Annotated in this window: 29 protein-coding genes and 1 tRNA gene; 23 read left to right on the top strand and 7 right to left on the bottom strand. The window is 71.2% G+C overall.

Features of this window, described 5'->3' with window-relative positions:
- Positions 1-18: 18 nt before the first annotated feature.
- Genes der through ICW72_RS07875 form a run of 3 tightly spaced genes read right to left on the bottom strand, consistent with a single transcriptional unit; the run spans position 19 to position 3400 of the window.
- Entirely contained in the window at positions 19-1383 is a 1365-nt protein-coding gene (gene der, locus ICW72_RS07885; protein ID WP_191085695.1) for a ribosome biogenesis GTPase Der, read from the bottom strand.
- Entirely contained in the window at positions 1380-2750 is a 1371-nt protein-coding gene (locus tag ICW72_RS07880) for a PQQ-like beta-propeller repeat protein (RefSeq protein ID WP_191085694.1), read from the bottom strand. The genes der and ICW72_RS07880 overlap by 4 nt, the downstream gene beginning before the upstream one ends.
- Complete coding sequence (locus ICW72_RS07875) at positions 2750-3400, bottom strand: tetratricopeptide repeat protein (RefSeq protein ID WP_191085693.1); 651 nt, start codon at positions 3398-3400, stop codon at positions 2750-2752. The genes ICW72_RS07880 and ICW72_RS07875 overlap by 1 nt, the downstream gene beginning before the upstream one ends.
- Before the next feature lie 94 nt (positions 3401-3494).
- On the opposite strand from ICW72_RS07875, the gene ICW72_RS07870 reads away from it, so the two are divergent.
- From ICW72_RS07870 to ICW72_RS07855, 4 genes are read left to right on the top strand one after another with little or no spacing between them, the layout of a single operon-like run.
- Positions 3495-3893 (top strand): hypothetical protein, encoded by a 399-nt coding sequence (locus tag ICW72_RS07870; RefSeq protein ID WP_191085692.1) that lies wholly within the window; start codon positions 3495-3497, stop codon positions 3891-3893.
- Positions 3894-3936: 43 nt separating this feature from the next.
- Positions 3937-4512 (top strand): helix-turn-helix domain-containing protein, encoded by a 576-nt coding sequence (locus ICW72_RS07865; RefSeq protein WP_191085691.1) that lies wholly within the window; start codon positions 3937-3939, stop codon positions 4510-4512.
- Entirely contained in the window at positions 4509-5030 is a 522-nt protein-coding gene (locus ICW72_RS07860; RefSeq protein WP_191085690.1) for a GNAT family N-acetyltransferase, read from the top strand. The genes ICW72_RS07865 and ICW72_RS07860 overlap by 4 nt, the downstream gene beginning before the upstream one ends.
- Complete coding sequence (locus ICW72_RS07855) at positions 5027-5245, top strand: hypothetical protein (protein WP_191085689.1); 219 nt, start codon at positions 5027-5029, stop codon at positions 5243-5245. The genes ICW72_RS07860 and ICW72_RS07855 overlap by 4 nt, the downstream gene beginning before the upstream one ends.
- A 1-nt stretch (position 5246) precedes the next feature.
- On the opposite strand, the gene ICW72_RS07850 is transcribed toward ICW72_RS07855, so the two are convergent.
- Entirely contained in the window at positions 5247-6563 is a 1317-nt protein-coding gene (locus ICW72_RS07850; protein ID WP_191085688.1) for a dihydroorotase, read from the bottom strand.
- 53 nt (positions 6564-6616) lie between these two features.
- Here ICW72_RS07850 and ICW72_RS21310 point away from each other — a divergent pair, with 53 nt between their 5' ends.
- The gene (locus tag ICW72_RS21310) at positions 6617-6868 is read left to right on the top strand and encodes a DUF1289 domain-containing protein (RefSeq protein ID WP_408639223.1); all 252 of its coding nucleotides are present in this window, start codon (positions 6617-6619) and stop codon (positions 6866-6868) included.
- On the opposite strand, the gene ICW72_RS07840 is transcribed toward ICW72_RS21310, so the two are convergent.
- Positions 6840-7709, bottom strand: coding sequence for a tetratricopeptide repeat protein (locus ICW72_RS07840; protein ID WP_223880900.1), 870 nt, complete (start codon positions 7707-7709; stop codon positions 6840-6842). The genes ICW72_RS21310 and ICW72_RS07840 overlap by 29 nt on opposite strands.
- 79 nt (positions 7710-7788) lie before the next feature.
- Here ICW72_RS07840 and ICW72_RS07835 point away from each other — a divergent pair, with 79 nt between their 5' ends.
- Complete coding sequence (locus ICW72_RS07835) at positions 7789-8658, top strand: SDR family oxidoreductase (protein WP_191085685.1); 870 nt, start codon at positions 7789-7791, stop codon at positions 8656-8658.
- On the opposite strand, the gene ICW72_RS07830 is transcribed toward ICW72_RS07835, so the two are convergent.
- Positions 8608-9222, bottom strand: a complete 615-nt coding sequence (locus ICW72_RS07830; protein ID WP_332308986.1) for an alpha/beta hydrolase — start codon at positions 9220-9222, stop codon at positions 8608-8610. The genes ICW72_RS07835 and ICW72_RS07830 overlap by 51 nt on opposite strands.
- 152 nt (positions 9223-9374) lie before the next feature.
- On the opposite strand from ICW72_RS07830, the gene ICW72_RS07825 reads away from it, so the two are divergent.
- A complete protein-coding gene (locus ICW72_RS07825) occupies positions 9375-10616 on the top strand; it encodes a glycosyltransferase family 4 protein (RefSeq protein WP_223880899.1) in 1242 nt (413 codons plus the stop codon).
- On the opposite strand, the gene ICW72_RS07820 is transcribed toward ICW72_RS07825, so the two are convergent.
- Entirely contained in the window at positions 10547-11392 is an 846-nt protein-coding gene (locus tag ICW72_RS07820; RefSeq protein ID WP_191085684.1) for an NYN domain-containing protein, read from the bottom strand. The genes ICW72_RS07825 and ICW72_RS07820 overlap by 70 nt on opposite strands.
- A gap of 128 nt (positions 11393-11520) precedes the next feature.
- Between ICW72_RS07820 and thrS the strand changes: the two genes are divergently transcribed.
- From thrS to ICW72_RS07740, 16 genes are all read left to right on the top strand, one after another.
- Complete coding sequence (gene thrS, locus ICW72_RS07815; protein ID WP_191085683.1) at positions 11521-13473, top strand: threonine--tRNA ligase; 1953 nt, start codon at positions 11521-11523, stop codon at positions 13471-13473.
- 68 nt (positions 13474-13541) lie between these two features.
- The gene (gene infC / locus ICW72_RS07810; protein ID WP_191085682.1) at positions 13542-14066 is read left to right on the top strand and encodes a translation initiation factor IF-3; all 525 of its coding nucleotides are present in this window, start codon (positions 13542-13544) and stop codon (positions 14064-14066) included.
- A 364-nt stretch (positions 14067-14430) separates the two neighbouring features.
- Positions 14431-15801 carry a signal recognition particle protein gene (gene ffh / locus ICW72_RS07805; RefSeq protein WP_191086177.1) on the top strand — a complete coding sequence of 457 codons (1371 nt, stop codon included), beginning with the start codon at positions 14431-14433 and terminating at the stop codon, positions 15799-15801.
- 21 nt (positions 15802-15822) lie between these two features.
- A complete protein-coding gene (gene rpsP / locus ICW72_RS07800; RefSeq protein WP_191085681.1) occupies positions 15823-16158 on the top strand; it encodes a 30S ribosomal protein S16 in 336 nt (111 codons plus the stop codon).
- Positions 16159-16184: 26 nt separating this feature from the next.
- Positions 16185-16691: a ribosome maturation factor RimM gene (gene rimM, locus ICW72_RS07795; protein ID WP_191085680.1), complete on the top strand. Its 507-nt coding sequence runs from the start codon at positions 16185-16187 to the stop codon at positions 16689-16691.
- On the top strand, positions 16688-17395 hold the full coding sequence (gene trmD, locus ICW72_RS07790; RefSeq protein ID WP_191085679.1) for a tRNA (guanosine(37)-N1)-methyltransferase TrmD: 708 nt from the start codon (positions 16688-16690) through the stop codon (positions 17393-17395). Before rimM ends, trmD begins: the two co-directional genes overlap by 4 nt.
- 23 nt (positions 17396-17418) lie before the next feature.
- Positions 17419-17823, top strand: coding sequence for a 50S ribosomal protein L19 (gene rplS, locus ICW72_RS07785; protein ID WP_184385713.1), 405 nt, complete (start codon positions 17419-17421; stop codon positions 17821-17823).
- Between the two features lie 68 nt (positions 17824-17891).
- Positions 17892-19322 carry a 3-isopropylmalate dehydratase large subunit gene (gene leuC / locus ICW72_RS07780; RefSeq protein ID WP_191085678.1) on the top strand — a complete coding sequence of 477 codons (1431 nt, stop codon included), beginning with the start codon at positions 17892-17894 and terminating at the stop codon, positions 19320-19322.
- A 3-nt stretch (positions 19323-19325) separates the two neighbouring features.
- Positions 19326-19937, top strand: coding sequence for a 3-isopropylmalate dehydratase small subunit (leuD, locus tag ICW72_RS07775; RefSeq protein WP_191085677.1), 612 nt, complete (start codon positions 19326-19328; stop codon positions 19935-19937).
- An 82-nt stretch (positions 19938-20019) separates the two neighbouring features.
- A complete protein-coding gene (gene leuB, locus ICW72_RS07770; RefSeq protein ID WP_184385718.1) occupies positions 20020-21132 on the top strand; it encodes a 3-isopropylmalate dehydrogenase in 1113 nt (370 codons plus the stop codon).
- 92 nt (positions 21133-21224) lie between these two features.
- Positions 21225-21300 (top strand) — tRNA-Arg (locus ICW72_RS07765).
- Positions 21301-21471: 171 nt separating this feature from the next.
- The gene (locus tag ICW72_RS07760; RefSeq protein WP_223880898.1) at positions 21472-22410 is read left to right on the top strand and encodes an alpha/beta hydrolase family protein; all 939 of its coding nucleotides are present in this window, start codon (positions 21472-21474) and stop codon (positions 22408-22410) included.
- Between the two features lie 116 nt (positions 22411-22526).
- Positions 22527-23978, top strand: a complete 1452-nt coding sequence (locus ICW72_RS07755; RefSeq protein WP_191085676.1) for an NAD(P)-binding domain-containing protein — start codon at positions 22527-22529, stop codon at positions 23976-23978.
- The gene (locus tag ICW72_RS07750) at positions 23978-24403 is read left to right on the top strand and encodes a carboxymuconolactone decarboxylase family protein (protein ID WP_191085675.1); all 426 of its coding nucleotides are present in this window, start codon (positions 23978-23980) and stop codon (positions 24401-24403) included. Before ICW72_RS07755 ends, ICW72_RS07750 begins: the two co-directional genes overlap by 1 nt.
- Entirely contained in the window at positions 24403-24993 is a 591-nt protein-coding gene (locus ICW72_RS07745) for a peroxidase-related enzyme (protein ID WP_191085674.1), read from the top strand. The genes ICW72_RS07750 and ICW72_RS07745 overlap by 1 nt, the downstream gene beginning before the upstream one ends.
- Positions 24993-26246, top strand: coding sequence for an aspartate aminotransferase family protein (locus ICW72_RS07740; RefSeq protein WP_191085673.1), 1254 nt, complete (start codon positions 24993-24995; stop codon positions 26244-26246). The genes ICW72_RS07745 and ICW72_RS07740 overlap by 1 nt, the downstream gene beginning before the upstream one ends.
- Positions 26247-26267 lie beyond the last annotated feature (21 nt).

Genomic DNA, 26267 nt, shown 5'->3' with positions numbered 1-26267 from the left:
CGAAACCCTGCCGTGCGCCTATTCGGCCTCGGCGTAGGGGTTCTCGGTCCCGCGCAATTGCAGCCGGATGGGCACGCCCGGCATGTCGAACTCCGTCCGGAAGCCGTTCAGCAGATAGCGCTGGTATTCCAGCGGCAGCTGCTCGGCCCGCGTGCCGAAGATCACGATGGTGGGCGGGCGTGCCTTCGGCATGGTGGCGTAGCGCAGCTTGAGGCGCCGCCCATCCACCAGCGGCGGCTGGTGCTTTTCCAGCATGTGCTCGAACCAGCGGTTCAAGGCGCCCGTGCCGATGCGGCGGTTCCAGCGTTCATGGGTGCGGCGCACCGCGGGCATCAGCTTGTCCACCCCCGCGCCCGTGGCGGCGGACATGGTCACCACCTCGATGCCGCGCAGCTGGTTCAGCGAGGTCTCCAGCGTGTCCGCCACGCGGCCCCGCGCCGCCGCGCGGTCCTCCACCGCATCCCACTTGTTCAGCGCGATGACCACGGCGCGGCCCTCGCGCTCCGCCAGGCGGGCGATGCGGATGTCCTGCTCCTCCAGCCCCAGCAGGGCGTCGAGGACCAGCACCACCACCTCCGCCTCGCGCAGCGCGTTGATGGAGGCGGCGACACTCATCTCCTCCAGCCGGTGGGTGATGCGGGCGCGCTTGCGCATCCCCGCCGTGTCCACCACGCGGATGCGCCCCACCTCATCCTCGAATTCCGAGGCGATGGCGTCGCGCGTGAGGCCGGGCTCCGGCCCCGTGATCATGCGTTCCTCGCCGATCAGCGTGTTCAGCAGGGTGGACTTGCCGGCATTGGGCCGGCCCAGGATGGCCAGGCGCAGCGGGCGGTTGTCCTCGTCCTGGCCCGTATCCTCCGGTGGGGCGGGCAGGTGTTCCGCGATCTCGTCCATGAGGGTGCCGATGCCCTCGCCATGCTCGGCCGAGACGGCGATGGGGTCGCCCAGGCCCAGCTCATAGGCCTCCATGGCGGCGGAGGCGCCGCCGCGGCCCTCGGCCTTGTTGGCCACCAGGATCACGGGGCGGCGGGCGCGGCGCAGCCAGTTGGCGAAGGCGCGGTCGGCCGCCGTGATGCCCGCGCGGACATCCACCACGAAGATGGCCACGTCCGCCATGTCCAGCGCCGCCTCGCTGCTCGCGCGCATGCGGCCGAACAGCGTCTCGGGGGCCGCTTCCTCCAGCCCGGCCGTGTCCACCAGCATGACGTCGCGGCCGGCGATCATCGTCTCCGCTTCCTTGCGGTCGCGCGTGACGCCGGGCGTGTCGTCCACGATGGCGATGCGCCGCCCGACCAGCCGGTTGAACAGGGAGGATTTCCCCACATTCGGCCGGCCCAGAATGGCGACGACGGGCAGCCCGCCGCCCTGTTCGGCCGTGCTCATCCCACGCCGCGCAGGGCGACGACGCTGCCGCTGTCCACCAGCAGATAGGCGCCTTCCAGCGCCAGCGCCGGCTGCAGCGTGCAGCCCGAGGGCAGGCGGGAGCGCGCGATGATCTCGCCCGCATCTGCGTCCACCTCGATGGCCTGGCCCGTGCTGCTGGTCAGCAGCAGGCGCCCGCCGCCGAGGACGGGCGGGCCGTAGAGGATGGGGTCGCGCCGCCGGTCCGGGTCGCCGAAGGAGGGCAGGGCGGTGATCCAGCGGATGCGCCCATCCTCGCGCCCCATGCAGATCAGTTCCGCTTCGCGCGAGAGCAGCCACACCCAATCGCCGGCCGCGGCCACCGTTACGGGTCCGCCCACATCGCGCTCCCATACCCGCCGGCCCGAGCGCAGGTCGAGCGAGGCGCTGGTGCCGCCCACGCTGGTCACATGCACGCGCCCACGGTCAATGACGGGCATGGCGGTGATGGCGCTGATGTCGGAGAGCGAGGGTGCGCCGGAACGCGCCATGCCCAGGCTCTCGGTCCAGACGGTGCGGCCATCGGCCACGCGCAGCGCCACGATCTCGCCCGAGGCGAGGCCCACCACCGCGATGTCCCCGTCCACGGCGGGGCTGGGCTGGCCCAGCATCAGCGCCTGCACGGGCGTGCCGCGGAAGGACCAGGCGCGGCTGCCATCCTGGGTGGAGAAGGCCACCACATTGTTCTCGACATTGGGCACCAGGATGCGCCCGCCCGCCACCGCGATGCCGCCGCGCGCGGCCGAGGGCATGGGCGCGCGCCAGCGGATTTCGCCCGTGGCGGGGTCCAGCGCCATGACCTCGGCGAGGCCGGTGACGACGTAGAGGCTGCCCTCATGCAGGGCCATGGCGCCGCCCAGCGCGCCGCCGCGCGAATCCTCGGGGCGGGTGTCGCGCTGCCAGCGGCGGTTGCCGCGCGCGATGTCGAGCGCCGAGACACGGCCCATGGCGTCCATGGCATAGACGGTCTCGCCCTCGACCAGGGGCGGCGCGGTCATGCGCTGGCGGTAGCCGGTGCCGGTGCCGATGGAGCTGCGCCACACCTCGCCCAGCGGGCGGGCGAGGGCCAGGTGCCCCGGCGCGTGGCCGGCATTGCCGCCGGGCGTGGTCCAGGCGGTGTTCACCACGGGGGCGGGCAGTGTGAAGGGGCGCGCCTGGGCGGAGGCATCCACCCCCAGCGTGCGCTGGGCCGAGAGCACGGGCGCGCGGGCGCCGGGCAGCGGCTCCTTGCGGGTGCCGAGCAGCCGGTCGGTCGCGTCGGTGATGGTGTCGCAGCCGGCGACCAGCGCGGCGGCGCCCAGCAGGGCGGCGCGGCGGCCCCAGAGAGGGGCATTCACGGGCTTGTCCATCAGCTTCCCATTCCTTGCATCAGGCGGTTCGCGCGTTCCCGGATTCCGGGCGGCGTCGCCGCATCGGCCAGCAGGGCCTGAAGATGTCCCCGCGCCTCGGCATTGCGTCCGGCGCGCAGCGCGACCAACGCCAGCACCTCCCGCGCGGAGGCGCGCCAGGGGGCGGCATCGCCCGCCAGCGGGGTGAGGCGGGCCGTGATCTCTCCCGCATCGGCCACGTCCACCGCGTGCAGGCCCCATAGCACGGTGGCGAGGTCACGGTAGAGGCTGTCCACCCCGCCATCGCCGGCCAGGGCGTTGTAGGCGGCCAGCGCCTCGTCACGCTGGCCCGTCTCGGCCAGCAGGGCGGCGGCGCGCAGCCGGGCCAGGGTGCGGTAGCCGGGGGGCGCCTCGGCGGCGATGGCGTTGAAGCGCTCGGCGGCCGCGCGCATGTCGGCGCCCTCGGTAGCGGCCTGCTGGGCCACGGTCAGGAATTGCGCGGCGGCCTGGCCGGCCTGGCGATTCTCATACCAGCGCCAGCCCTGCCAGCCGGCCACGCCCGCCAGCACCAGCAGCAGCGCCCCGGCCAGCAGGCTGCCATAGCGCATGGCCAGCCGCTTGGCGCGTTCGGCGCGCAGTTCCTCATCAACTTCGTCAACAAGATCGGGCAAGGCTCTGGGCTTTTCCGGATGTGGGCCGCGTGGGAGCAGGGGGTATAGCTTGCGCTTCGCCTTGCGTTAAGGCTGGGCGTGCTGGAAGGGGGGAATGGCTCCCTTTCCCCGGCGTTTCCTCCCCCTGCTGCTGGCCCTGGCGCTGCCCGCCTGTGATGGCCCGACCCTGGTCGGGCTGGGCGCGGCGACGGTCGTCTCCCTCCCGCTGACGGGCCGCGCGCCGCCGGATTTGATCGTCAGCGCCGTCACGGGGCGGGATTGCTCCATCGTCCGGCTGGACCGCGGCATGAGCTATTGCGCCGCCGCCGCCCCCGCGCCCGGCAACGCGCCCTATTGCACGCGCAGCCTGGGCCAGACGGATTGCTGGGTGACGCGGCCGCCCCTGCTGGGCCCACCTTTGGCCAATGGCCCGCGCGGCGTGGTGGACGGCCCCACCGGCCTGACCCCGGCGCAGGAGGCCGACCGCACCGCCCGCTGGCCCGGACTGTTCTGAGAGGCGCTTGACGCGGCATCTTGTTGGTGAGAAATTTTCTCACATGCAAGACGCCACGCTGGTGGATGACCCGCTTGAACGCCGCCTCGCCGCCCGCCTGGCCGCGCTGCGCGCCGAATCCGGCCTGTCGCTGGAGGAGCTGGCCCAGCGCAGCGGCATTTCCCGCGCCACCCTCTCCCGCCTCGAACGCGGGGAGACCAGCCCCACCGCCGCCATGCTCGGCCGTCTCTGCGCCGTGCATGGCTGGACCCTCTCGCGCCTGATGGCCGAGGCCGAGGGCACCGCCCCCGCGCTGGTGCGCCTGGCCGACCAGCCCCGCTGGACCGACCCCGAGACGGGCTTCCGCCGCCGCGCCGCCTCGCCCCCCGGGGCGGGGCTGCGGATGGAGATGGTGGCGGGCGAATTGCCCGCGGGGGCGGCCATCGCCTACCCGGCCCCGCCCGTGCCGCGGATGGAACAGCATTTGCTGCTGACGGCGGGCGCGCTGCGCTTCGAGCATGGCCCGCAGGGCTGGGATCTGGCACCAGGCGACTGCCTGCGCCTGATCCTGACCGGCCCCACAAGGCTGGCGGCGGGGCCGGAGGGCGCGGCCTACCTCATCGCGATCGCCGCGCCATGACCATTCAGGAACTGGACGCCACCGCCGCCGAGGCCGCGCTGCCGGCCCTGTCCGAAATCCTGCATGGCTGCGTCCATGGCGGGGCCAGCGTGGGGTTCATCCTGCCCTTCGCCGTTGAGGATGCTGCCCACTGGTGGCGCGCCAAGGTGCTGCCCGCCGTGGCGGCGGGCGAACGCCGGCTGCTGGTGGCAAGCCGCGCGGGGCGCATCCTGGGCACCGCCCAGCTCGACCTCGCCACCCCGCCCAACCAGCGCCACCGCGCCGAGGTCTGCAAGGTGCTGGTCCGTCCCGATTCCCGCCGCCAGGGGCTGGGCCGGGCGCTGATGCAGGCGATGGAGCCCATCGCCCGCGCCGAGGGGCGCAGCCTGCTCACGCTGGACACCGTGGCGGGCAGCGCGGCGCAGCCTCTCTATGAATCGCTGGGCTATGTGTTGGTGGGCGTGCTGCCCGGCTGGGCGCGCGCGGCGCGGGAGGACCGGCTGGAGGGCACGGCCATCATGTACAAGCGCCTCGCGTGACGGCCCCTCTCGGCCACAATGGCGGCCCGCCGCTGGAGGAGGAGGACCCGGGCGGCGCCTCCTGGCGGCTATGGGCCTGGCGCCGCGCGCATCGCCGCGCCTGGAAGACGCCGCCGCCGGAGATCGCGCTGCGGCGCCTCGCCCGCGCCGAGGAGCTCGGCATGACCTACCGGGAGTACACGCTCGAAATCCTGGAGCGCGGCAAGTTCCTGTGACCTACCTGAACTGCACGGGCTTGCCGACCGGCGCGCCCAGCACCTCGCCCTCGCGCATGACCGCATGGCCGCGCACGATGGTCCCCACCGGCCAGCCCTGGCAGCGATAGCCGGCGAAGGGCGTCCAGCCGCAGGGGCTCGCGATCCAGTCCTCGGTGATCTCGCGGCTGGCGGCCATGTCCACCAGGGTGAAGTCGGCGTCATAGCCGACCGCGAGCCGCCCCTTGTTCACCGCGCCATAGACCCGCGCCGGCCCCGCGCACATCAGGTCCACCAGCCGCATGAGGCTCAGGCGCCCCTGGCTCACATGGTCCAGCATGACGGGCACGATGGTCTGCACGCCGGTCAGGCCCGCCGCCGTGTCGGGCCAGGGGCGTTCCTTGGCGGCGCGGCTGTGGGGCGCATGGTCGCTGCCCACCACGTCCACCGTGCCGTTGCGGACGGCCTCCCAGGCGGCCTCCAGGTGGCGGCGGTCGCGGATGGGGGGGTTCATCACGGCATAGCCGCCGAGGCGGTCATAGGCCTCGTCGGTCTGGGTCAGGTGGTTCATCAGCACCTCGACGGTGCAGAGGTCGCGGAAGCCGGCCAGGTATTCCAGCTCCTCCGCGCTGCTCACGTGCAGGATATGGGCGGGGCGGCCGGTCTTGCGGGCCAGGGCCATCAGGCGCTTCGTGCCCAGCATGGCGGTCTCGACGTCGCGCCACTCCATGTGGTTGCGGTGCGGCATGCCGGAGGTGAAGAGCTTCTTGCGCTCCTGCAGCCGGTATTCGTCCTCGGAATGGTAGCAGATGCGTCGGCGGCCGGAGCGCATCACGGCCTCCAGCGTCGCGTCATCCTCGATCAGCAGGTCACCGGTGGAGGAGCCGGCGAAGACCTTCACCGCGCAGACATTGTCTTCCGCTTCCAGCGCGGCGAGGTCGGCGATGTTCTTCTTCGAGGCGCCGACATAGATGCCCATGTCGCACCAGGCGTGTTCGCTCACATGGCCGCGCTTCCAGGCCAGCTGGTCGCTGTCGGTGATGGAGGGGTTGGTGTTGGGCATGTCGAACACCGCCGCCAGCCCACCCAGCACGGCGGCCCTGGTGCCGGTGGCGATCGTCTCGACATTGGGGTCACCCGGCTCGCGCAGATGGACATGGGCATCAATCAGCCCGGGCAGGACATGCAGTCGCGCGCAGTCCAGCACCTGCTCGGCCTCGGCTCGGCGGAGGTCGCCCATGGCGGCGATGCGCCCGTCGCGCACGCCGATGTCCAAAGGCTCGATGCCCCAGGGCAGGACGGCCTGGCCGCCGCGCAGGATCATGTCGAAATGGGGCATTCCACTCTCCGGTCAGAAACGGGCGGGCAAGCTATCCCGTGCATCCCGGACGGATGCAAGCCATGGACAGGGGGGCGAGGGCAGGGCACATGCAGCGCCCCATGGCCACGCCCTCGCCCTGCACCGGAGAATGCCGCGTCGGCGCACAGGGCGTCTGCCGTGGCTGCGGGCGGACGCTGGACGAGATCGCCGCCTGGTCCACCGCCACCGAGGCGCAGCGCGCGGCGATCGTGAAGGCCGCGATGGCGCGGCGGCCTATCGAAGGTGGAGCCCGCCCTAGCGCGACGCCGGTCCCACCTCGCTGAGGGCGATGTTCTGCGCGGCGAGGTTCGCCGCCATGCTCTCCGGCGCCACGGTGATCACGCGCTCCCAATCCTGCCGGGCCCCGGCGGCGTCGCCGCGCAGCTGCCGCAGGATGCCGCGTTCCAGCAGGGCCTCGGCATTGTCGGGGGCGAGGTTCAGCGCGCGCTGGATCATGTTCACCGCCTCGGTCGCGCGGTCGAGGTGGCGCAGGGCGGCGGCGCGGAAGACCAGGGCCTCCACCCGGTCGGGCTCCAGCGCCAGGGCGCGGTCCAGGTCGTCCAGCGCATCGCCGTAGCGGGCCAGGGCCGCCTGGATCACGGCACGGTCCACCAGCAGGTCGGGGTCGTTGGGGGCCAGGGTCAGCGCCATGGTGGCGGCGCCGAAGGCGCGGTTGGCGTCACCCGCCATCATCCAGGCCTGGGAGGCCTGGCCATAGACCGCGGCGCGCGCGAGCCCGCCCGCGCGGCTGCCGGCGCCCAGCCGTTCCAGCCGCTCGGCCGCGGTGTCGGGCTGGCCCAGGCCGATCATGGCGAGAGCGGCGCAATGCAACGCGCCATCGCCACCGCCGGTCGCGTCCCAGGCCTGGGCGAAGCGCATCGCCTCCTCCGGGTCGTCGCGCAGCAGGGCGAGGCAGTTGTCGTAATCCGGCCCGTCGCTCAGCCGTGGCAATTCGGGCGGCAGGGGCAGGGGAAGCTCCTGGGCGGGGCTGGGGCTGGGGGTTGCGGGCGGCGGCGGGGCGGCGACGTTCACCACCGGCGGCGGTTCGCGCCACCACAGCGCGCCGAGTGCCAGGAGCACGAGCAGCGCGGCGAGGCTGAGCAGCAGGGGGAGGCGGCGATTCACGCCCGGAACATAGGGCGTGATGCGCCGCAGCGGAATCAGCCCCGTTGCCGAATTTGCGACGATCCTTCCAGATGGGCGCATGACACAGACCCTGACCCTGATCGGCCTTGGCTATTCCGGGCGTGCCCTGGCAGAACGCGCCATGCGCGGCGGCTGGCGCGTGCTGGCCACGGCGCGCGACCCCGCCCGCGTGGCCGCCCCGCGGGGCGTGGAGGTGGTGCCCTTCGCCGACGGCGCGGCGCTGCGGGCGGCCACGCACCTCGTCGCCACCGCCCCGCCCGGGCCGGAGGGCGACCCCGTCTGGGCCGCGCATCGGGAGGCGTTGCGGGCCGCGCCCCTGCGCTGGGTGGGCTACATTTCGACCACCGGCGTCTATGGCGACCGCGGCGGCGCCTGGGTGGACGAGACGACGCCCCCAGCGCCTACCCAGGACCGCAGCCGGCGCCGCGTGGCGGCGGAGGGGCAATGGGCCGAGCTGGCCGGGCGCGCGGCAGTGGACCTGTTCCGCACCGGCGGCATCTACGGCCCCGGCCGCAGCCCGCTGGACGAGATGCGGGCCGGCACGGCGCGGCGGGTGGTGCGGCCCGGCCACCGCTTCAGCCGCATCCACCGGGATGACATCGCCCGCGCCCTCTTCGCGGCCGCCAGCCGCCCGCCCGCGCCCGGGGTGCGGGTGCTGCACCTGGTGGATGACGAACCCTGCACCGGCGCCGAGGTGGTGGAGGAAGCCGCGCGCCTCCTGGGCATGACCCCGCCGCCCGAAATCCCCTATGCCGAGGCCGCGCCGCGCATGAGCGAGATGGGCCGCAGCTTCTGGGCCGAGAGCCGCCTGGTTTCCAGCGCCCGCACGAAGGCGGCGCTGGGCATCGAATGGGCCTATCCGAGCTTCCGCGAGGGGCTACGCGGGATTCTCGCCGAGGAGAGACGCCAGGGTGCGGCCCAGCAGTGACAGCTCGGCCGGGCCGGAGAGGCGGTGGTCGCCGCCCTTGACCAGCGTGACCTGCACATCCTGCCCCGTCACCTGCTCGGCGATGCGAAGGGAGTGCTGCCAGGGCACGTCCGCATCCGCCTGGCCGTGCAGCAGCCGGATGGGCATGTCGAGGACGATGGGGGTGCGGAGCAACAGGTGGTTCCGCCCCTCCTCGATCAGCGCGCGGGTGATGGGGTAGGCATCGCCATAGGCGCTGGGGCGCAGCCATTGGCCTTCCGTCAGGATGGCCTGGCGCACCGGCTCGGGCATCTCGGCCCACATGAGGTCCTCGGTGAAGTCCGGCGCGGGGGCGATGCCGACCAGCGCCCGCACCCGCCCAGGGTGGCGCAGGGCCAGCAGCAGCGCGATCCAGCCGCCCATGGAGGAGCCCACCAGGATTTGCGGCCCCTGGGTCAGCGCCAGCAACGCTGCCTCGGCATCGCTGGCCCAGCGGCCGATGGTGCCCTCCTCGAAACGCCCGCCCGAGGCGCCGTGCCCGCTGTAGTCCAGGCGCAGATAGGCCTGCCCCGCGCCGCGCACCATTCGGCGAGGAACTGCGCCTTGCTGCCCGTCATGTCGCTGTGGAAGCCGCCCAGGAAGACGATGCCCGGCCCGGAACCCTCCAGGCGCCGGAAGGCGATGGGGGTGCCATCTGGGGCGGGGAGGGTGCCGGTGATCTCGTCCATGGGGCCGGCATGACACCGGGCCGGGCGGGCGACAAGCGGGGGCATGGCCTTGAGGTGGCGGCGCGCCTCCCCTACCACCGGGGGATGGAACGCCCCGCCACCATCCTGCAGGTGCTGCCCGCCCTGGAGGCGGGGGGCGTCGAGCGCGGCACGCTGGAGATCGCGGCCGCGCTGGCGGCGGCGGGGCACCGGGCCGTCGTGGCCTCGGCCGGCGGGCGGCTTGTGCCGGCGCTGGAGGCGCTGGGCGCGCGGCATGTGACGCTGCCGCTCGCCACCAAATCCCCCTGGGGCATCTGGCGCAACGCGGCGCGGCTTGAGGCGGTGATCGCCGCCGAGGGCGTGTCGCTGGTCCATGCGCGGTCCCGTGCCCCGGCCTGGTCGGCGCTGTGGGCGGCGCGGCGGGCGGGCGTGCCCTTCGTCACCACCTACCACGCCACCTATTCCGAGAATTTCCCGGGCAAGCGCGCCTACAACGCGGTGATGGCGAAGGGCGACCGCGTCATCGCCATCAGTCACCACATCGCCGACCATATCCGCGCGCGGCATGGGGTGGGGGAGGACCGGCTGCGGATCATCCCGCGTGGGGCGGACCTTACATTGTTCGACCCGGCGCGGGTGGACCCGGCGCGCGTGGCCGCGCTGCGGACGGAATGGGGGGTGCCGGAGGGCGCGCCCCTCATCCTGCTGCCCGGCCGCCTGACGCGCTGGAAGGGCCAGGCGGTGCTGGTGGAGGCCCTGGCCCGCCTGCCCGGCGCCCGTGCCGTGCTGGCGGGCGATGCCCAGGGGCGGGAGGGTTTCGTGGCGGAACTGCGTGCCTTGGCGGAACGTCTGGGGGTGGCCACGCGCACACATATCGTGGGCCATGTGGCCGACATGCCCGCCGCTTTGCTGGCCGCCGATGTCGTGATCCATGCCAGCACCCAGCCGGAGGGCTTCGGCCGCACCGTGGTCGAGGCCCAGGCCATGGGCCGCCCCGTCATCGCCTCGGACCTTGGCGCCCCGCGCGAGACGGTGGAGGAAGGGGTGACAGGGTGGCGCGTCCCGCCCGGGGATGCGGCGGCGTTGGCGGACGCCATCGCCCATGTGCTGGCGCTGGATGCCGCCGCGCTGGCGCGGCTGGGGCGGGCGGCCCGCGCCGCGGCGCCCAGCGTGGCCGCGATGCAGGCGGCCACGCTCGCGGTCTATTCGGAGATGCTGGCCGGCTCGGCGGCGGGCTCCGGTGCCGCAAGCCATTCGGGGCGGAGCACATAGCCGCCGCCCGTGCCGTCCTGGCGGACATAGCCGCCCGCCGCCTCCAGCATCGCATCCACCGAGCCGAAGCCGGCATAGTCGCTGCCGCGCAGCGTTTCGCCCGTGCGGTCGCGGACGATCTGGCCGAGGTCGGGCAGGTGCAGGGGCTCCGCCGCGCCCTCCATGGCCTCACGGATCACGCCGAGAATGGCCTGGTTCAGGTCGGGGCCGAAGAGCTGGTCCCGGTTGGCCTCGCGCTGCCAGCCCAGCGCCTCGGCCAGGGCGTCGAGGCCCAGCACCTCATCGGCCGCAGCGCGCACCACCCGGCCCAGCTCCGGATGGGCGACCAGCCGCGTGGTCCGGTCCGCCGCGCGCAGCCGCAGCAGCAGGGGCACGAAGTCGCTGTCGGAGGAGAGCAGGGTGAACTCGTCGATATGGGCGAGCGGCGAGGCCAGCGCGTCCATGACGTCCAGCGCGATCCGCAAATCCGCGCCATTCTTCATGCGGGTCAGGCGCGGGCAGTCCACCACCTCGAAGCCCGCCGCCTGGAAGGCATAGCGGAAGGAGCTGAAATAGCGGCGCATGCCGTCGGCTTCCTCGAGGTAGCCGGCCGGGTTCATGTAGCAGCGGCGCAGCAGGAAGCGACGGGGCACGCCCTGGCTGAGCCAGGCGAGCCACTCCTCCGGCGCCTCCGCGAAGTGGCGCGCCACCTCGACCCCCGCGCCCTCGCGAAGGCCTGACAGGACGTTGTCGAAATCGACATAGATCGCGCTGCGCCGCGCATTGGTTTCGCTCATGCCCCCAATCTGCGCGCGGGCGGGGGGCGCCGCAAGCGCTGGTCGCGAATGGCCGCCCTTGACCGCGGGGCGGGGGGTGCCCATGGTCCCGCCCCTTCGCGCAACCCCTGTTCTATCGTGAGTCCCCGATGCCCGTGATCACCCTGCCCGACGGTTCCACCCGCCCCTTCGACGGCGCGGTGACGGGCACGACGGTGGCCGCCAGCATCGGGCCGGGCCTGGCCAAGGCGGCCTTGGCCATGGAGGTGGATGGCCGGCTGATGGACCTCTCGGCCGAGATCGTCGCCGACGCGAAGCTGCGCTTCATCACCCGCCGCGACCCCGAGGCGCTGGACCTCATCCGCCATGACTGCGCCCATGTGCTGGCGGAAGCCGTGCAGGAGCTGTTTCCCGGCACCCAGGTGACCATCGGCCCCTCGATCGAGAACGGCTTCTACTACGACTTCCACCGCAATGAGCCCTTCACCCCCGAGGACTTCCCGGCCATCGAGGCCAAGATGCGCGAGATCATCGCGCGCGGGGCCGCCTTCCAGCGCCGGGTGGTGAGCCGCGCCGAGGCCGTGGACGTGTTCGTCAAGAAGGGCGAGCGCTTCAAGGTGGAGCTGATCCGCGACCTGCCGGCCGACCAGGTGATCACCCTCTACAGCCAGGGCGAATGGACGGATCTCTGCCGCGGCCCGCACATGCGGACCACCGCCGACATCGGTCCGGCCTTCAAGCTGCAGAAGGTGGCCGGCGCCTATTGGCGCGGCAAGCCCGAAAACCCGGTGCTGAGCCGCATCTACGGCACCGCCTGGCGCGACCAGAAGGAACTCGACGCCTACCTCACCATGCTGGAGGAGGCCGAGAAGCGGGACCACCGCAAGATCGGCCGCGAGATGCACCTCTTCCACCTCCAGGAGGAGGCGACGGGCAGCGTCTTCTGGCACCCCAAGGGTTGGAAGCTGTATCGCACCGTCGAGGACTACATGCGCCGCCGCCTGGACGCGGCCGACTATGAGGAGGTGAAGACCCCGCAGCTGGTGGACAGGCGCCTCTGGGAAGCCTCCGGCCACTGGGAAAAATTCCGCCACGCCATGTTCCTCGCCAAGGTCGAGGACAAGGACGAGGCGGACCGCACCTATGCGCTGAAGCCCATGAACTGCCCCTGCCATGTGCAGATCTTCAACCAGGGCATCCGCTCCTACCGCGACCTGCCGATGCGGATGGCGGAATTCGGCGCCTGCCATCGCTTCGAGCCCTCGGGCGCGCTGCACGGGATCATGCGCGTGCGTGCCTTCACCCAGGATGACGCGCACATCTTCTGCGAGGAGCACCAGATCGCGGCCGAGACGGTGCGCTTCGTGGACCTGCTTTCGGGCATCTACCGTGACCTGGGCTTCACGGATTTCCGCGTGAAGTTCAGCGATAGGCCCGAGGTGCGCGCCGGCGAGGACGCGGTCTGGGACCGTGCCGAGGGCGCGCTGAAGGAAGCCTGCGTCACCGCCGGCGTGGAATATGAGCTGAACCCGGGCGAAGGCGCCTTCTACGGCCCCAAGCTGGAATTCGTGCTGCGGGATGCCATCGGCCGCGACTGGCAATGCGGCACGTTGCAGGTGGATTTCGTGCTGCCCGAACGTCTGGACGCCACCTATGTGGCCGAGGACGGCACCCGCAAGCGCCCCGTCATGTTGCACCGCGCCATCCTGGGCAGTTTCGAGCGCTTCCTGGGCATCCTGATCGAGCAGCACGCCGGCCGCTTCCCGCTCTGGCTGGCGCCGGTGCAGGTGGTGGTGGCGACCATCGTGGACGACGCCACCCCCTTCGCCCAGCAGGCCGCGGCCGCCCTGCGCGCCGCCGGGCTGCGCGTCGAGACCGACCTGCGGAACGAGAAGATCAACCGCAAGGTGGTGGACCATATCGAGCAGCGCGTGCCCGTGCTGGCCGTGGTCGGAAGGCGCGAGGCGGAGGAGGGCAAGCTGGTTCTCCGTCGCCTGCCGGGCCGCGAACAGGAGGTGCTGCCGCTCGCCGAGGCCGTGGCCTTGCTGCGCCGCGAGGGCATGGCGCCCGATTTGTCAAGCACCCCCGTTGCAGCGGAATGAACGCCGCCCCATAAGATTGCCCAATTGCCTCGCAACAGACACAGGAGAAGACCATAGCCCGTGGCCCCATGCCGCCCTCGCCGCCCTCGCGCGAAGGCCCCCGCGTCAATGAAGAAATCCGCGTCCCGCAGGTCCGCCTGATCGACGAGAATGGCGAAATGCTCGGTGTGCTGAGCATCCGCGATGCGCTGTATCGCGCCTACCAGTCGGGCCTGGACCTGCTGGAGATCAGCCCCAACGCGGTTCCGCCCGTCTGCAAGATCACCGACTACGGCAAGTTCAAGTACGAACAGCAGAAGAAGGCCAACGAGGCCCGCAAGAAGCAGAAGGTCGTCGAGATCAAGGAAATCAAGGTTCGCCCGAACATTGATGACCATGACTACGAAGTGAAGATGAAGCAGGCGAAGAACTTCATCGGCGAGGGCGACAAGGTGAAGGTCACGCTGCGGTTCCGCGGGCGCGAGATGGCGCACCAGGAGCTGGGTGTGAAGCTGCTGGAGCGGATTCGGACCGAGCTGGCCGAGATCGTGAAGGTGGAATCCATGCCCCGCCTGGAAAACCGCCAGATGATCATGGTGCTGGCGCCCAAATAACGGCAAAGCCGTTATTTGGTGTTTTTGCCGCCCTCAAACGCCGGGCGAGTCTTCTCGCCCTCAAACGCCGGGCGCGCGCTCCGCGCGCTTGGCTTGCGCGCCGCTGCTGGCGCGCGGGCTGCGAGGTTGGTTTGGGCGCGCCGGCCGCCTTGCGGCCGGATCCTCGCAGGGCCGACCTGATCTTCCATAGGTCGTTTTTGTGAGGGCCGTTGGCGGTCCTACTCCCAACCATTGACTCTCCGGGCCCCGGCGCCTATTCGCGACACTCCGGCCCAAGGCCGACCCCGGTCCCGCCCCATGCGGGATCACCGTCGCTCCGCGAGTTTCGCGCAGCGGCGCATTTTCGTTTGGAGGCGTGTTCATCGTGTTCGAGGCGTTGGGTTCCAAGCTGCAGGGTGTGTTCGACCGCCTGCGCGGCCGTGGCGCCCTGTCCGAAGCCGATGTGAACGACGCCCTGCGCGAGGTGCGCGTGGCCCTGCTGGAGGCCGATGTCGCGCTTCCGGTCGTGAAGGACATCACCGCCAAGGTGCGGGAGCGCGCGGTGGGGCAGGAGGTGATCCGCTCCATCCAGCCCGGCCAGATGGTGGTGAAGATCGTCCATGACGCGCTGGTGGACGCGCTGGGCGGCAAGGATGGCGCCAAGGGCATTGACCTCGCGGCGGCCGCCCCGGTGCCCATCCTGATGGTGGGGCTCCAGGGCTCGGGCAAGACGACCACCTCCGGCAAGATCGCGCTGCGCCTGCGCGGGCGTGAGCGCAAGAAGGTGCTCCTGGCGAGCCTGGACGTGCACCGCCCGGCCGCGCAGCTCCAGCTGGAGACGCTGGCGCGTCAGGCCGAGGTCACCTCGCTGCCCATCATCGCCGGCCAGACACCCTTGCAGATCGCGCAGCGGGCCATGGAGACGGCGCGCGGCGAACTCTATGACGTGGTCATCCTCGACACCGCCGGCCGCCTCGCCATTGACGAGGCGCTGATGGAGGAGGTGGCGGCCGTGAAGGCCGCCGTGAAGCCGCACGAGACGCTGCTGGTCGTGGACGCCATGACCGGCCAGGACGCGGTGAACACCGCCCGCGCCTTCAACGAGAAGGTCGGCGTCACCGGCATCGTCATGACCCGCGTGGATGGCGATGCGCGGGGCGGTGCGGCGCTGTCCATGCGCGCCGTCACCGGCGCCCCCATCAAGCTGCTGGGCGCGGGCGAGAAGCTCGACGCCCTTGAGGATTTTCACCCCGACCGCATCGCCGGCCGCATCCTGGGCATGGGCGACATCGTCTCCCTCGTGGAGCGCGCGGCCGAGACCATTGACCAGGCGGAGGCCGAGAAGCTGGCCGCCCGGATGCAGAAGGGGCAGTTCACGCTGGAGGACTATGCCTCCCAGCTCAAGCAGATCAACAAGATGGGCAGCCTGTCCGGAATGCTCGGCATGCTGCCGGGCGTGGGCAAGCTGAAGGCGCAGCTCGAGGGCGCCAACCTCGACCAGACGATTTTGAAGAAGCAGGCGGCCATCATCTCGTCCATGACGGTGAAGGAACGCCGCGCCCCGGACCTCATCAAGGCGTCGCGCAAGCGGCGCATCGCGGCCGGTTCAGGGTCCTCCGTGCAGGAGGTGAACCGGCTGCTCAAGCAATTCGAGGACATGCGCGACATGATGAAGCGCATGAACAAGATGGGCCAGAAAGGGCTGATGCGCGGCGGTCTGTCCGCGCTCCTCCCCCAAGGCAAGCGTCCATTCTAGACCGACAGGAGAAGTGAGTTCATGGGCCTGAAGATCCGCCTCGCCCGCGCCGGCGCCAAGAAGCGCCCCTACTACCACATCGTGGTGGCCGACAGCCGCAGCCCGCGCGACGGCCGCTTCATCGAGAAGCTGGGCAGCTACAACCCCATGCTGCCGGCCGAGCACGCCGACCGCGTGCGGCTGCAGAACGAGAAGATCGCCGAATGGGTGGGCAAGGGCGCCCTGCCGACCGAGCGCGTGGCGAAGTTCCTGGGCAAGGCCGGCATCATTCCCATGCCCGTCTACAAGGAGCAGCCCATCCAGTCCGCGCCGAAGAAGAAGGCGCAGGAACGCGCCGCCGCGGCCGCGCGCGGCTGAGGCAAGGGGGCGCATAGGGCGGCACCATGGGCGCGGGAATGATCCTGCTGGGCGAGATCGGGCGGCCGCACGGCGTGCGGGGCCTGGTGCGCGTCCGCAGCTTCGCCGCGGCGCCCGAGGGCCTGACCGCCTATGGGCCGCTGGTGGATGAGGCCGGCCGCAAGCTCGTGCTGACCCTGGTCGCCGCCGACCTGGCCCGCGTGGAAGGCATCACCGACCGCGACGCCGCCGCGCGCCTCACCGGCACCAAGCTCTACGTCCCCCGCGAGGCCCTGCCGCCGCCGGAGGAGGAGGAGTTCTACCTCGCCGACCTCCAGGGCATGGCCGCCTTCACCGAGGCGGGCGAAAGCCTGGGCGAGGTGCGCGCGGTCGAGGATCATGGCGGCGGCGCCTTCCTGGTGCTCTCCGGCCCGCCCGAGCGCCTCATCCCCTTCACCCGCGCCGCGGTGCCAGTGGTGGATGTGGCGGCGCGGCGCCTCGTCATCGTCCCGCCCACCGAAAGCGTGGCGGGCGGTGCGGAGGACGCGGCATGAGCTTCCACGCGACGGCGCTGACCCTCTTCCCCGAGATGTTCCCGGGCCCGCTCGGCCTTTCCCTCGCCGGGCGTGCCCTGCGGGAGGGGATCTGGCGGCTCGACGCCCAGGACATCCGCGCCCAGGCGCGGGATCGCCACCGCACGGTGGACGACACGCCCTTCGGCGGCGGGGCGGGGATGGTGATGCGCCCCGATGTGGTGGACGCGGCCATCGCGGCTGCCATGCCGGAGGGGGACACGCGCCCGCTGGTCTACCTCACCCCGCGCGGGCGCCTGCTCGACCAGGCGCTGGTGCGGGAGATCGCTTCGGGGCCGGGCGTGGTGCTGCTCTGCGGCCGATATGAGGGCGTGGACCAGCGTGTGATCGAGGCGCGCGCCATGCGCGAAATCTCGCTCGGCGACTATGTGCTGAGCGGGGGCGAGATGGCGGCGCTGACCTTGCTCGACGCCTGCGTGCGGCTGCTGCCCGGCGTGATGGGCGGCGCCGAGAGCGCGCTGGAGGAAAGCCACTCCGCCGGCCTGCTGGAATACCCGCACTACACCCGGCCCGCCGAATGGCAGGGCCGCGCCGTGCCGCCCGTGCTGCTCTCCGGCCACCACGCCGAGGTGGCCCGCTGGCGCCGCGAACAAGCCGAGGCCGCGACGCGTGAGCGGCGGCCTGATCTGTGGAACCGCATTGCCGCCGGCGCTGCCGCGGCCTAGATGAATTGAGAAAGGACTGACCGATGAACCTGTTGCAGCAGTTCGACGCCGAGCAGAAGGCCAAGCTCGTCGCCGCCCGCCCCGTGCCGGAATTCGACGCCGGTGACACGGTGCGCGTGATGGTGAAGGTGGTGGAGGGCGAGCGCGTCCGCACCCAGGCCTATGAGGGCGTGGTGATCGCGCGCTCCAACCGCGGCCTGCACAGCAACTTCACCGTGCGCAAGCTCTCCTATGGCGAGGGTGTGGAGCGCGTCTTCCCGCTGCATTCGCCCGCCATCGCCGAGATCACGGTGGTGCGGCGCGGCAAGGTGCGGCGCGCGAAGCTCTATTACCTGCGCGGCCGCACGGGCAAGTCGGCCCGCATCGCCGAGAAGCTGGGGCTGCGCGGCACCAAGGACACGCCGGCCACGCCGGCCGCCGAGGGCTGAGCCTTCCAAGGCCGCGCCGCGAGGCGCGGCCTTTTTTGACTGTGACGATCACTTCCGGGGGAAGCACCATGGCCGAGAACAGGCCCCGCACACTCTTCGACAAGATCTGGGCGCACCACGTCGTCGAGACGCTGCCCGATGGCACCGCGCTTCTCTACATCGACCGTCACCTCGTCCATGAAGTGACCAGCCCCCAGGCCTTCGAGGGGCTGCGCGCGGCCGGCCGCCCGGTGCGCCGCCCGGATGCCACCATCGCCGTGGTGGATCACAACATCGCGACCGACAGCAGCCGCCGCACCGGCATCACCGACCCTGAAAGCCGCGTGCAGGTCGAGACGCTGGAGAAGAACGTCGTCGAGTTCGGCGTGCCCTATATCCCGCTGCTCGATGCGCGGCAGGGCATCGTGCATGTCATCGGGCCGGAGCAGGGGCTCTCGCTCCCGGGCATGACGATCGTGTGCGGGGACAGCCACACCTCGACGCATGGCGCGATGGGCGCGCTGGCCTTCGGCATCGGCACCTCCGAGGTGGAGCATGTGCTGGCCACCCAGACGCTGCTGCAGAAGCCCGCCAAGAACATGCGCGTGACGGTGGATGGCAAGCTGCCCCTGGGCTGCACCGCCAAGGACATCGTGCTGGCCATCATCGGCAAGATCGGCACCGCGGGCGGCACGGGGCATGTCATCGAATTCGCGGGCGAGGCCATCCGTGCGCTGGACATGGCGGGCCGCATGACGGTCTGCAACATGTCCATCGAGGCGGGTGCCCGCGCCGGCATGGTGGCGCCGGACCAGACCACCTTCGACTATGTGAAGGGCCGCCCCTACGCCCCCAAGGGAGAGGCCTTCGACCGCGCCGTCGCCTGGTGGTCCACCCTGCCGTCCGACCCCGGCGCGGTGTTCGACAAGGAGGTGTTCCTGGACGCGGCCGAGATCGCGCCCATGGTCTCCTGGGGCACGAGCCCCGAGGATGTGGCGCCCATCACGGCCACCGTCCCGAACCCCGCCGAGGCGCCCAACGAGACGCGCCGCGCGCAGCTCGAGCGCATGCTGCAATATATGGGCCTGACGCCCGGCCAGAAGCTGACGGACCTCAAGGTGGACGTGGTCTTCATCGGCAGCTGCACCAACAGCCGCATCGAGGACATCCGCGTCGCCGCCGCCATCGCCAAGGGCCGCAAGGTGGCGGACGGCGTGCGCGCCATGGTGGTTCCCGGCTCCGGCCTCATCAAGCAGCAGGCCGAGGCGGAGGGGCTGGACCGCATCCTGACCGAGGCGGGCTTCGAGTGGCGCGAGGCCGGGTGCTCGATGTGCCTCGGCATGAACCCGGACAAGCTGACGCCGGGGCAGCGCTGCGCCTCCACCTCCAACCGCAACTTCGAGGGGCGGCAGGGGCCGGGCGGGCGCACGCATCTCGTCTCGCCCGCCATGGCCACCGCCGCCGCTTTGGCCGGCCACCTGGCCGATGTGCGCGACTTCCAGCCGCAGGGGAGCCACTGAGCCATGAAGCCCTTCACGACGCTGACCGGGGTGGCGGCACCGCTGCCCAAGGCCAATGTGGACACGGACCAGATCATCCCCGCGCGCTTCCTCAAGACCATCGCGCGCACGGGTCTGGGCAAGAGCCTCTTCGCCAATTTCCGCTATGATGAGCAGGGCAAAGAGAACCCCGACTTCGTGCTGAACCAGGCGCCCTACCGCCAGGCCGAAATCCTCATCGCCTTCGAGAATTTCGGCTGCGGTTCGTCGCGTGAGCACGCGCCCTGGGCGCTGCTCGATTTCGGCATCCGCTGCGTCATCGCGCCGGACTTCGCGGACATCTTCCACAACAACAGCTTCAAGAACGGCATCCTGCCCGTGAAGCTGCCGCGCGAAATCTGCGCGGCGCTGATGGAGGATGCGAAGCTCGGCGGCAATGCGCGCATCACGGTGGATTTGGAGCGCCAGGTGGTGGTGCGCCCGAGCGGCGAGGAAATCCCCTTCGAGGTGGACCCCTTCCGCAAACACTGCCTGCTGAACGGTTTGGACGACATCGGCCAGACCATGCAGCACAAGCCCGCCATTGATGATTTCGAGGCCCGCCAGCGCGCGGCCCAGCCCTGGCTCTACGCCTAACCTGAAGCCCGCCCCGGCCTCGGCCCCCACCGCCCGGCGTCAGGGTTGGTGTGGCGGCTGATGCCGGGCGGTGGAGAAAAGAATGTCCGCCAACAAGAAGCTTCTCGTCCTGCCCGGTGACGGTATCGGCCCCGAGGTGATGCGCGAGGTCCGCCGCGTCATTGACTGGATGGAGCACCGCCGCGCCGCCCGCTTCAGCATTGATGAGGGCCTGGTCGGCGGGGCCGCCATTGATGCCACCGGCCAGCCCTGCCCGGATGCCACCCTCGAAGCCGCGCGCCAGGCCGATGCGGTTCTGTTCGGCAGCGTGGGCGGCCCGAAATGGGACAGCCTGCCCTTCGAGCAGCGGCCCGAACTCGGCATCCTGCGCCTGCGCAAGGAACTGGGCCTCTTCGCCAACCTCCGCCCCGCCGTGGTACTGGACCCGCTGGTGGACGCCTCCAGCCTCAAGCCCGATGTGGTGCGCGGCCTGGACATCATGATCGTGCGCGAGAGCACGGGCGGCATCTATTTCGGTGAGCCGCGCGGCATCCACAAGGACGCCGCCGGCAAGCGCGTGGGCATTGATACCGAGGTCTATTCAGAGGACGAGATCGCCCGCGTGGCCCGCGTGGCCTTCGACCTGGCCCGCCAGCGTCGCAACAAGGTGACCAGCACCGAGAAGGCGAACGTCATGCAGTCCGGCCGCCTCTGGCGCGCCGTGGTGAGCGAGGTCCACAAGGCCGAATACGCCGATGTGGAGCTGGAGCACATGTACGCCGACAACGCGGCCATGCAGCTCTGCTCGCGGCCCAAGCAGTTCGACGTGATCCTGGGCTCCAACCTGTTCGGCGACGTGCTGTCCGACCTCGCGGCGGCGCTGACGGGTTCGCTCGGCATGCTGCCCTCGGCGACGCTGGGCGCGGTGCAGCCCTCGGGCAAGCGGCATGCGCTGTATGAGCCCATCCATGGCTCGGCGCCGGACATCGCGGGGAAGGGGGTCGCGAATCCTTCGGCCCAGATCCTTTCCTTCGCCATGCTGCTGCGCATCTCCTTCGGCATGGAGGAGGATGCGAAGCTGATCGAAACGGCGGTGGAGAAGGTGCTGGGCGGCGGCCTTCGCACGGCCGACATCATGCAGCCCGGCATGGCCCGCGTCAGCACCAGCGTGATGGGCGAGAGCGTGGTGCGGGAGCTGGAGAAGCTCGCCAACTGAGGCGGCGCGAAACCCGGGCCTGATGCGCAGAAAGCGCGGGGCCCGGGGCTTGCGCTTCCGCACGAGGGACGGTAACTCCCCCGTCACGGCCAGCGCCCGTAGCTCAATGGATAGAGCATCAGACTACGGATCTGAGGGTTGGGAGTTCGAATCTTCCCGGGCGCGCCACTTTCCCACAATTGACTGACCATCGCGCCAAGATTTGCGCGTCTTTCTGCCATCCCCACCCATGCCTAAGATGTCCATCCGGGCGGCACGAGAAGGCCGACGCCGCGGTGTGTGGCATGGGGGCAGGGCGTGGACGAAAGGCCGGGGCATGCGACGGCGCCGAACCCTCCCTTGGCGCGCCAGGAGGGCGTCCCGGTGCGGATGCGGGCGGCGGATGGCACGGTGCTGGGCGGGTTCGTCTGGCGCCATGGCGGCCGTGGCCCGTCGCGCCCCATCGTCGTGGTCGCGCCCGCGACCTCCGTGCGGTGCCGCTACTATGCCCGCTTCGCCGCCTATCTCTTCGCGAACGACCATGACGTGGTGCTCTTCGACTACCGGGGCATCGGCGAATCGCGCCCGCCCAGGCTTCGCGGCTTCGGTGCCGATTGGCTGGATTGGGGCGAGCAGGACCTTGAGGCCGCGCTGGGATATGCGGCGGCGACCTTCCCTGGCCAGCCCATGCATCTTGTCGGCCACTCCATTGGTGGCTTCGCCATCGGCCTCGCGCCGTCGAACGGGAAGCTCGCGCGGGTCCTGACGGTGGGCGCGCAATACGCCTATTGGCGCGACTACGCCGCGCCGCAGCGCCACCACATGTATGTGAAATGGCACCTCCTGATGCCGGCGATCACGCGGCTTTTCGGATATTGTCCCGCGCGCCGCCTGGGCTGGATGGAGGACACGCCCGCCGGCGTCGTCCGCGACTGGAGCCGGATGAAGGCCCGGTTCGAGGACAGCCTGGGGCCACATCATCGCCGGGGCGATGCCGGCGCGCTGCTGCGCCGCTTCGCCCATGTCACCGCGCCCATCCTGGCGATCGGGTTGGAGGATGACCCCTACGGCACGCCCGAGGCGCTGGACCGGCTGCTGGCCTATTATCAGGCCAGCCCCCGCCGGCATTGGCGGATCGCGCCGGCCGAGATCGGCGCGGAGGCCATCGGGCATTTCGCCTTCTTCCACGACCGCTTCAGGGACAGCCTGTGGCCAGTGGCCCTCGCCTGGCTGCGGGCCGGCGAAATTCCGGCCGGGGCACCGGGCCGCGCCTGGCCGCCCGCTCCGCCTCGCGCCTGACCATCAGGCGGCTGATGCCCATGGAAGGCCCGCAGCGGCCGTCGCATGGACAGGGCAAGGGGGTGGTGACAGAGTGCCGCGATGCAGCAATGCCGCCCCTTGCCCGAGGACGCCGCATGAACCAGACCACCCGCTTGGCCAGTGGGGCGCTGGAGGCGCGGGTCCGCCGGGACCTCGAATTCCTGAACCTGCCGCCGCGCAACTGGGTGCCGCCCCGCGCCCGCCAGGGCGAGGCCGTGCTGGATGTGGTGGTGGTGGGCGCGGGCATGAACGGCATCGCGGCCGCGGGCGCTCTCATCCATCGCGGCATTTCCAACATCGCGGTGCTGGAGGCGCGGGAGCCGGGGCGCGAGGGCCCCTGGATGACGACGGCGCGCATGGACACGCTGCGCTCGCCCAAGACGCTGCCGGGGCCGTGCCTGGGCATCCCCTCGCTCACCTTCCGCGCCTGGCATGAGGATCGCTTCGGGCCGGAGGCCTGGGGGGCGCTGTACAAGATCCCGAACGCCATGTGGCAGGACTACCTTTCCTGGCTGCAGCGCGTGCTGGAATTGCCGGTGCGCCATGGCCTGCGCGTGACGGACATCGCCCCCGAGGACGGGCTGCTGCGCCTGGCGGTGGAGACGCCGCAGGGGCCGCAATCCCTGCTGGCGCGGCATGTGGTGCTGGCCACCGGGCGCGCCGGGGCGGGCGGGCTGGTCTGGCCGAGTTTCGTGCCGCTTTCCCTGGTGCCCGACCTCGCCATCCAGGCCTGCGAGCCGCTGGATTTCGCGCCGCTGGTCGGCAAGTCGCTGGCCGTGATCGGCGCCGGCGCCTCGGCCTGGGACAATGCCGCGACGGCGCTGGAACGCGGCGCGGCCTCGGCCACGCTCTATGTGCGCGCGAAGTCGTTGCCGCAGATCAACAAGGGCCGCGGCAGCACTGGCCCGCACTACTTCCACGGCTGGGACGCGCTGACGCCCGAGCAGCGCTGGGAGTTGATGGGCTACATGCTCGACGTGCGCTCGCCGCCGCCGCATGAGACGGTGCACCGCGCGCTGCGCCTGAAGGGCTTTTCCATCGTCTTCGGCGCGCCAACCCTGGGAGCGCGGCGCGAGGGCGCGCAGGTGGTGCTGTCATTGGGCGGCGAGACCCCGCGCGAGGTGGCGCATGACTACCTGGTGGTCGCCACCGGCTATCGCGTGGACCTGGACCATGTGCCGGAACTGGCCCGCTTCGCGCCGCATGCGCAGCGCTTCGGCGACGTGATCCCGGATGCCGCCACGCGGCCCGACCTCGCGGCCTTCCCCTTCCTGGGCACGGGCTTCGAACTTCTGCCGCGCGGCGCCGACGCGCCGTCGGAACTGGGCCGCATCCACCTGATGAACCATGGCGCCATCGCCTCGCTGGGCGCGATCTCCAGCGACATCCCCGGCGTCATGGTGGCGGGCGAGCGCGTGGCCCACGCCATCCTGCGGGCGCTGATGCGGGCGGAATGGCCCGCGATCCGCGAGGCGCTTCAGGCATTTGACGAACCCGAGCTGGAAAGCACACCCTTCTACGTGCCGCGAGACATGGAACCCAAGTGATGCGTGACCTCCTGGACGAACTCGCCGGCATCGAACCCGGCAGCCGGCTCGATGGGCTGCGCGCCCTGCGCCCCGATGTGCGCGCCGCCGTGGCCGGCAGCGAGGCCGCGATCTTCGAGGGCGAGAGCGGCCTGACCACGGAAGAGCGCCACGCCGTGGCGCAGGCCGTGGCCGAATGGAACGGCGAGGCCGCCCTGGCCGCGCACCACGCCGCCCGCGCCGGAGCCTCGCCTCGCCTGCCCGCCATGCTGGCGCATGCAGAGATGCTGACGAAGCGTCCCGACCAGGCCACGCCCGCCGCGGTCCAGGCCCTGGCCGAGGCGGGCCTCGCGCCGCGCGACGTGGTGATGCTCTCCCAGCTTGTCGCGCACATGAACTTCATGGCCCGGATGCTGGCCACCTTCCGCCTGCTGGAGCGCGCCTGATGCCGTCCACCCATGATTTCGGCTTCCCCATGCAAAGCCTGGACTGGGCCAGCTGGGTCCCCGTCCTCGACCTCGACAAGGCCACGCCCGACGAGATCAAGGTGCTGGAGGAAAGCCACCCCAAGGCCAAGGAAAACCCCTACTACCTGCTGCTGGTGCAGGAGGCGGAGGTGCTGCGCCAGCGTTCCAAGCTGTTCAACACCATCATGTATGGGCCGCGCGGCGCCTCGCGCGCCGAGCGCGAGCTGGCCGCCACGGCGGAATCCCGGTTGAACGGGTGCCCCTACTGCGCCTCGGTCCATGCGCTGCGCTATGTGCAGATGAAGGGCGACCCGGCGCTGATGGCGCGGCTGATGAAAGACGGCGTGGAGACGCCCATGGAGGCCCGCCCCCGCGCCATCGTGGACTTCGCGGTGAAGCTGGCCGCCACTCCCTCCGCCGCCACCGAGGCCGATGTGGCGCGGCTGCGCGAACAGGGGCTGGAGGATGCGCAGATCCTGGACATCGCCATGTCGGTCGCGATGTTCGCCAATGCCAACCGCCTCATGCAGACCCTGGGCGAGGCGGTGATGCCGAAGGACGCCGCCTGATGAACGAGATGGTCCAGCTGGCCCACCGCGTCCTCCCCGGCGGGCATTTCGGCAACATGGCCTCCGACATCGCGCTGGTGCGCGGCGAGGGCGGGCATGTCTGGGACAGCGAGGGCCGCGAGTACATCGACTACCTGCTGGGCTCCGGCCCCATGTTCATAGGCCACGCCCACCCCGAGGTGACGGCGGCGGTTCTGGAGCAGATCCCGCGCGGCACCACCTTCTTCGCCAACAACCCGGCCGGCATCGAACTCGCCGCGGCCATCGTGGACGCCATGCCCTGCGCGGAGCAGGTGCGCTTCCTGGCCTCCGGCACCGAGGCCGACATGTACGCCATGCGCGTGGTCCGCGCCTTCCGTGGCCGCGAGAAGATCCTGAAGTTCGAGGGCGGCTACCACGGCATGAGCGACCACGCGCTGATGTCGCTGAACCCCCGCCGCCCCGGCAACTTCCCCCACCCCATCCCCGACAGCGCCGGCATTCCGGCCCGTGTCCAGGACGAGGTGCTGGTCGCGCCCTTCAACGACGCCGATGCCGCCGTGGCGCTGATCGAGGCGCATCACGACGAACTCGCCGGCGTGATCCTGGAGCCCTTCCAGCGCCTGATCCCGCCCGTGCCGGGCTTCCTCCAGGCCATCCGCGACGTCACCGCGCGCCTCGGCGTCCCGCTCATCTTCGACGAGGTCGTCTGCGGCTTCCGCTTCGGCTATGCGGGCGCCCAGGGCCACTACGGCGTCACGCCCGATCTCTGCACGCTGGGCAAGATCATCGGCGGGGGCTTCCCGCTGGCGGCCCTCTGCGGCCGCGCCGACATCATGGCGCATTTCGACCGCGCGAAGGTGGGCGAGGAGGGGTTCCTCATGCAGGTGGGCACCCTCTCCGGCAATCCGGTGGCGGCGGTGGCGGGCCTCGCCACCTTGGCCGTGCTGCGTCGCCCCGGCGCCTATGACGATGTCTTCGCGCGCGGGCGCCGCATGATGGCGGGCCTCACCGAGGCGCTGCGCCGCCACGGCGTGACGGGCCAGGTGGTGGGCGAGCCCGTGCTCTTCGACGTGGTCTACGCCACGGGCGAAATCCGCAATCACCGCGACACGCTGCGCGCCGATGGCGCCGTGCAGGCCGCGGTGAACCGCCATCTGCGCGCGGGCGGCATCATGAAGGGCGACAGCAAATACTACCTCTCCACCGCGCACACTGATGCGGATGTGGACCGCACCCTGTCGCTCTTCGACGAGGCGCTGGGGGCGCTGTGACGCGCGCTTGACCAGGCCCGC

The organism is Roseococcus microcysteis (assembly GCF_014764365.1).
GTDB classification, from domain to species: domain Bacteria; phylum Pseudomonadota; class Alphaproteobacteria; order Acetobacterales; family Acetobacteraceae; genus Roseococcus; species Roseococcus microcysteis.
This window is presented reverse-complemented; position numbering and strand designations above follow the sequence as displayed.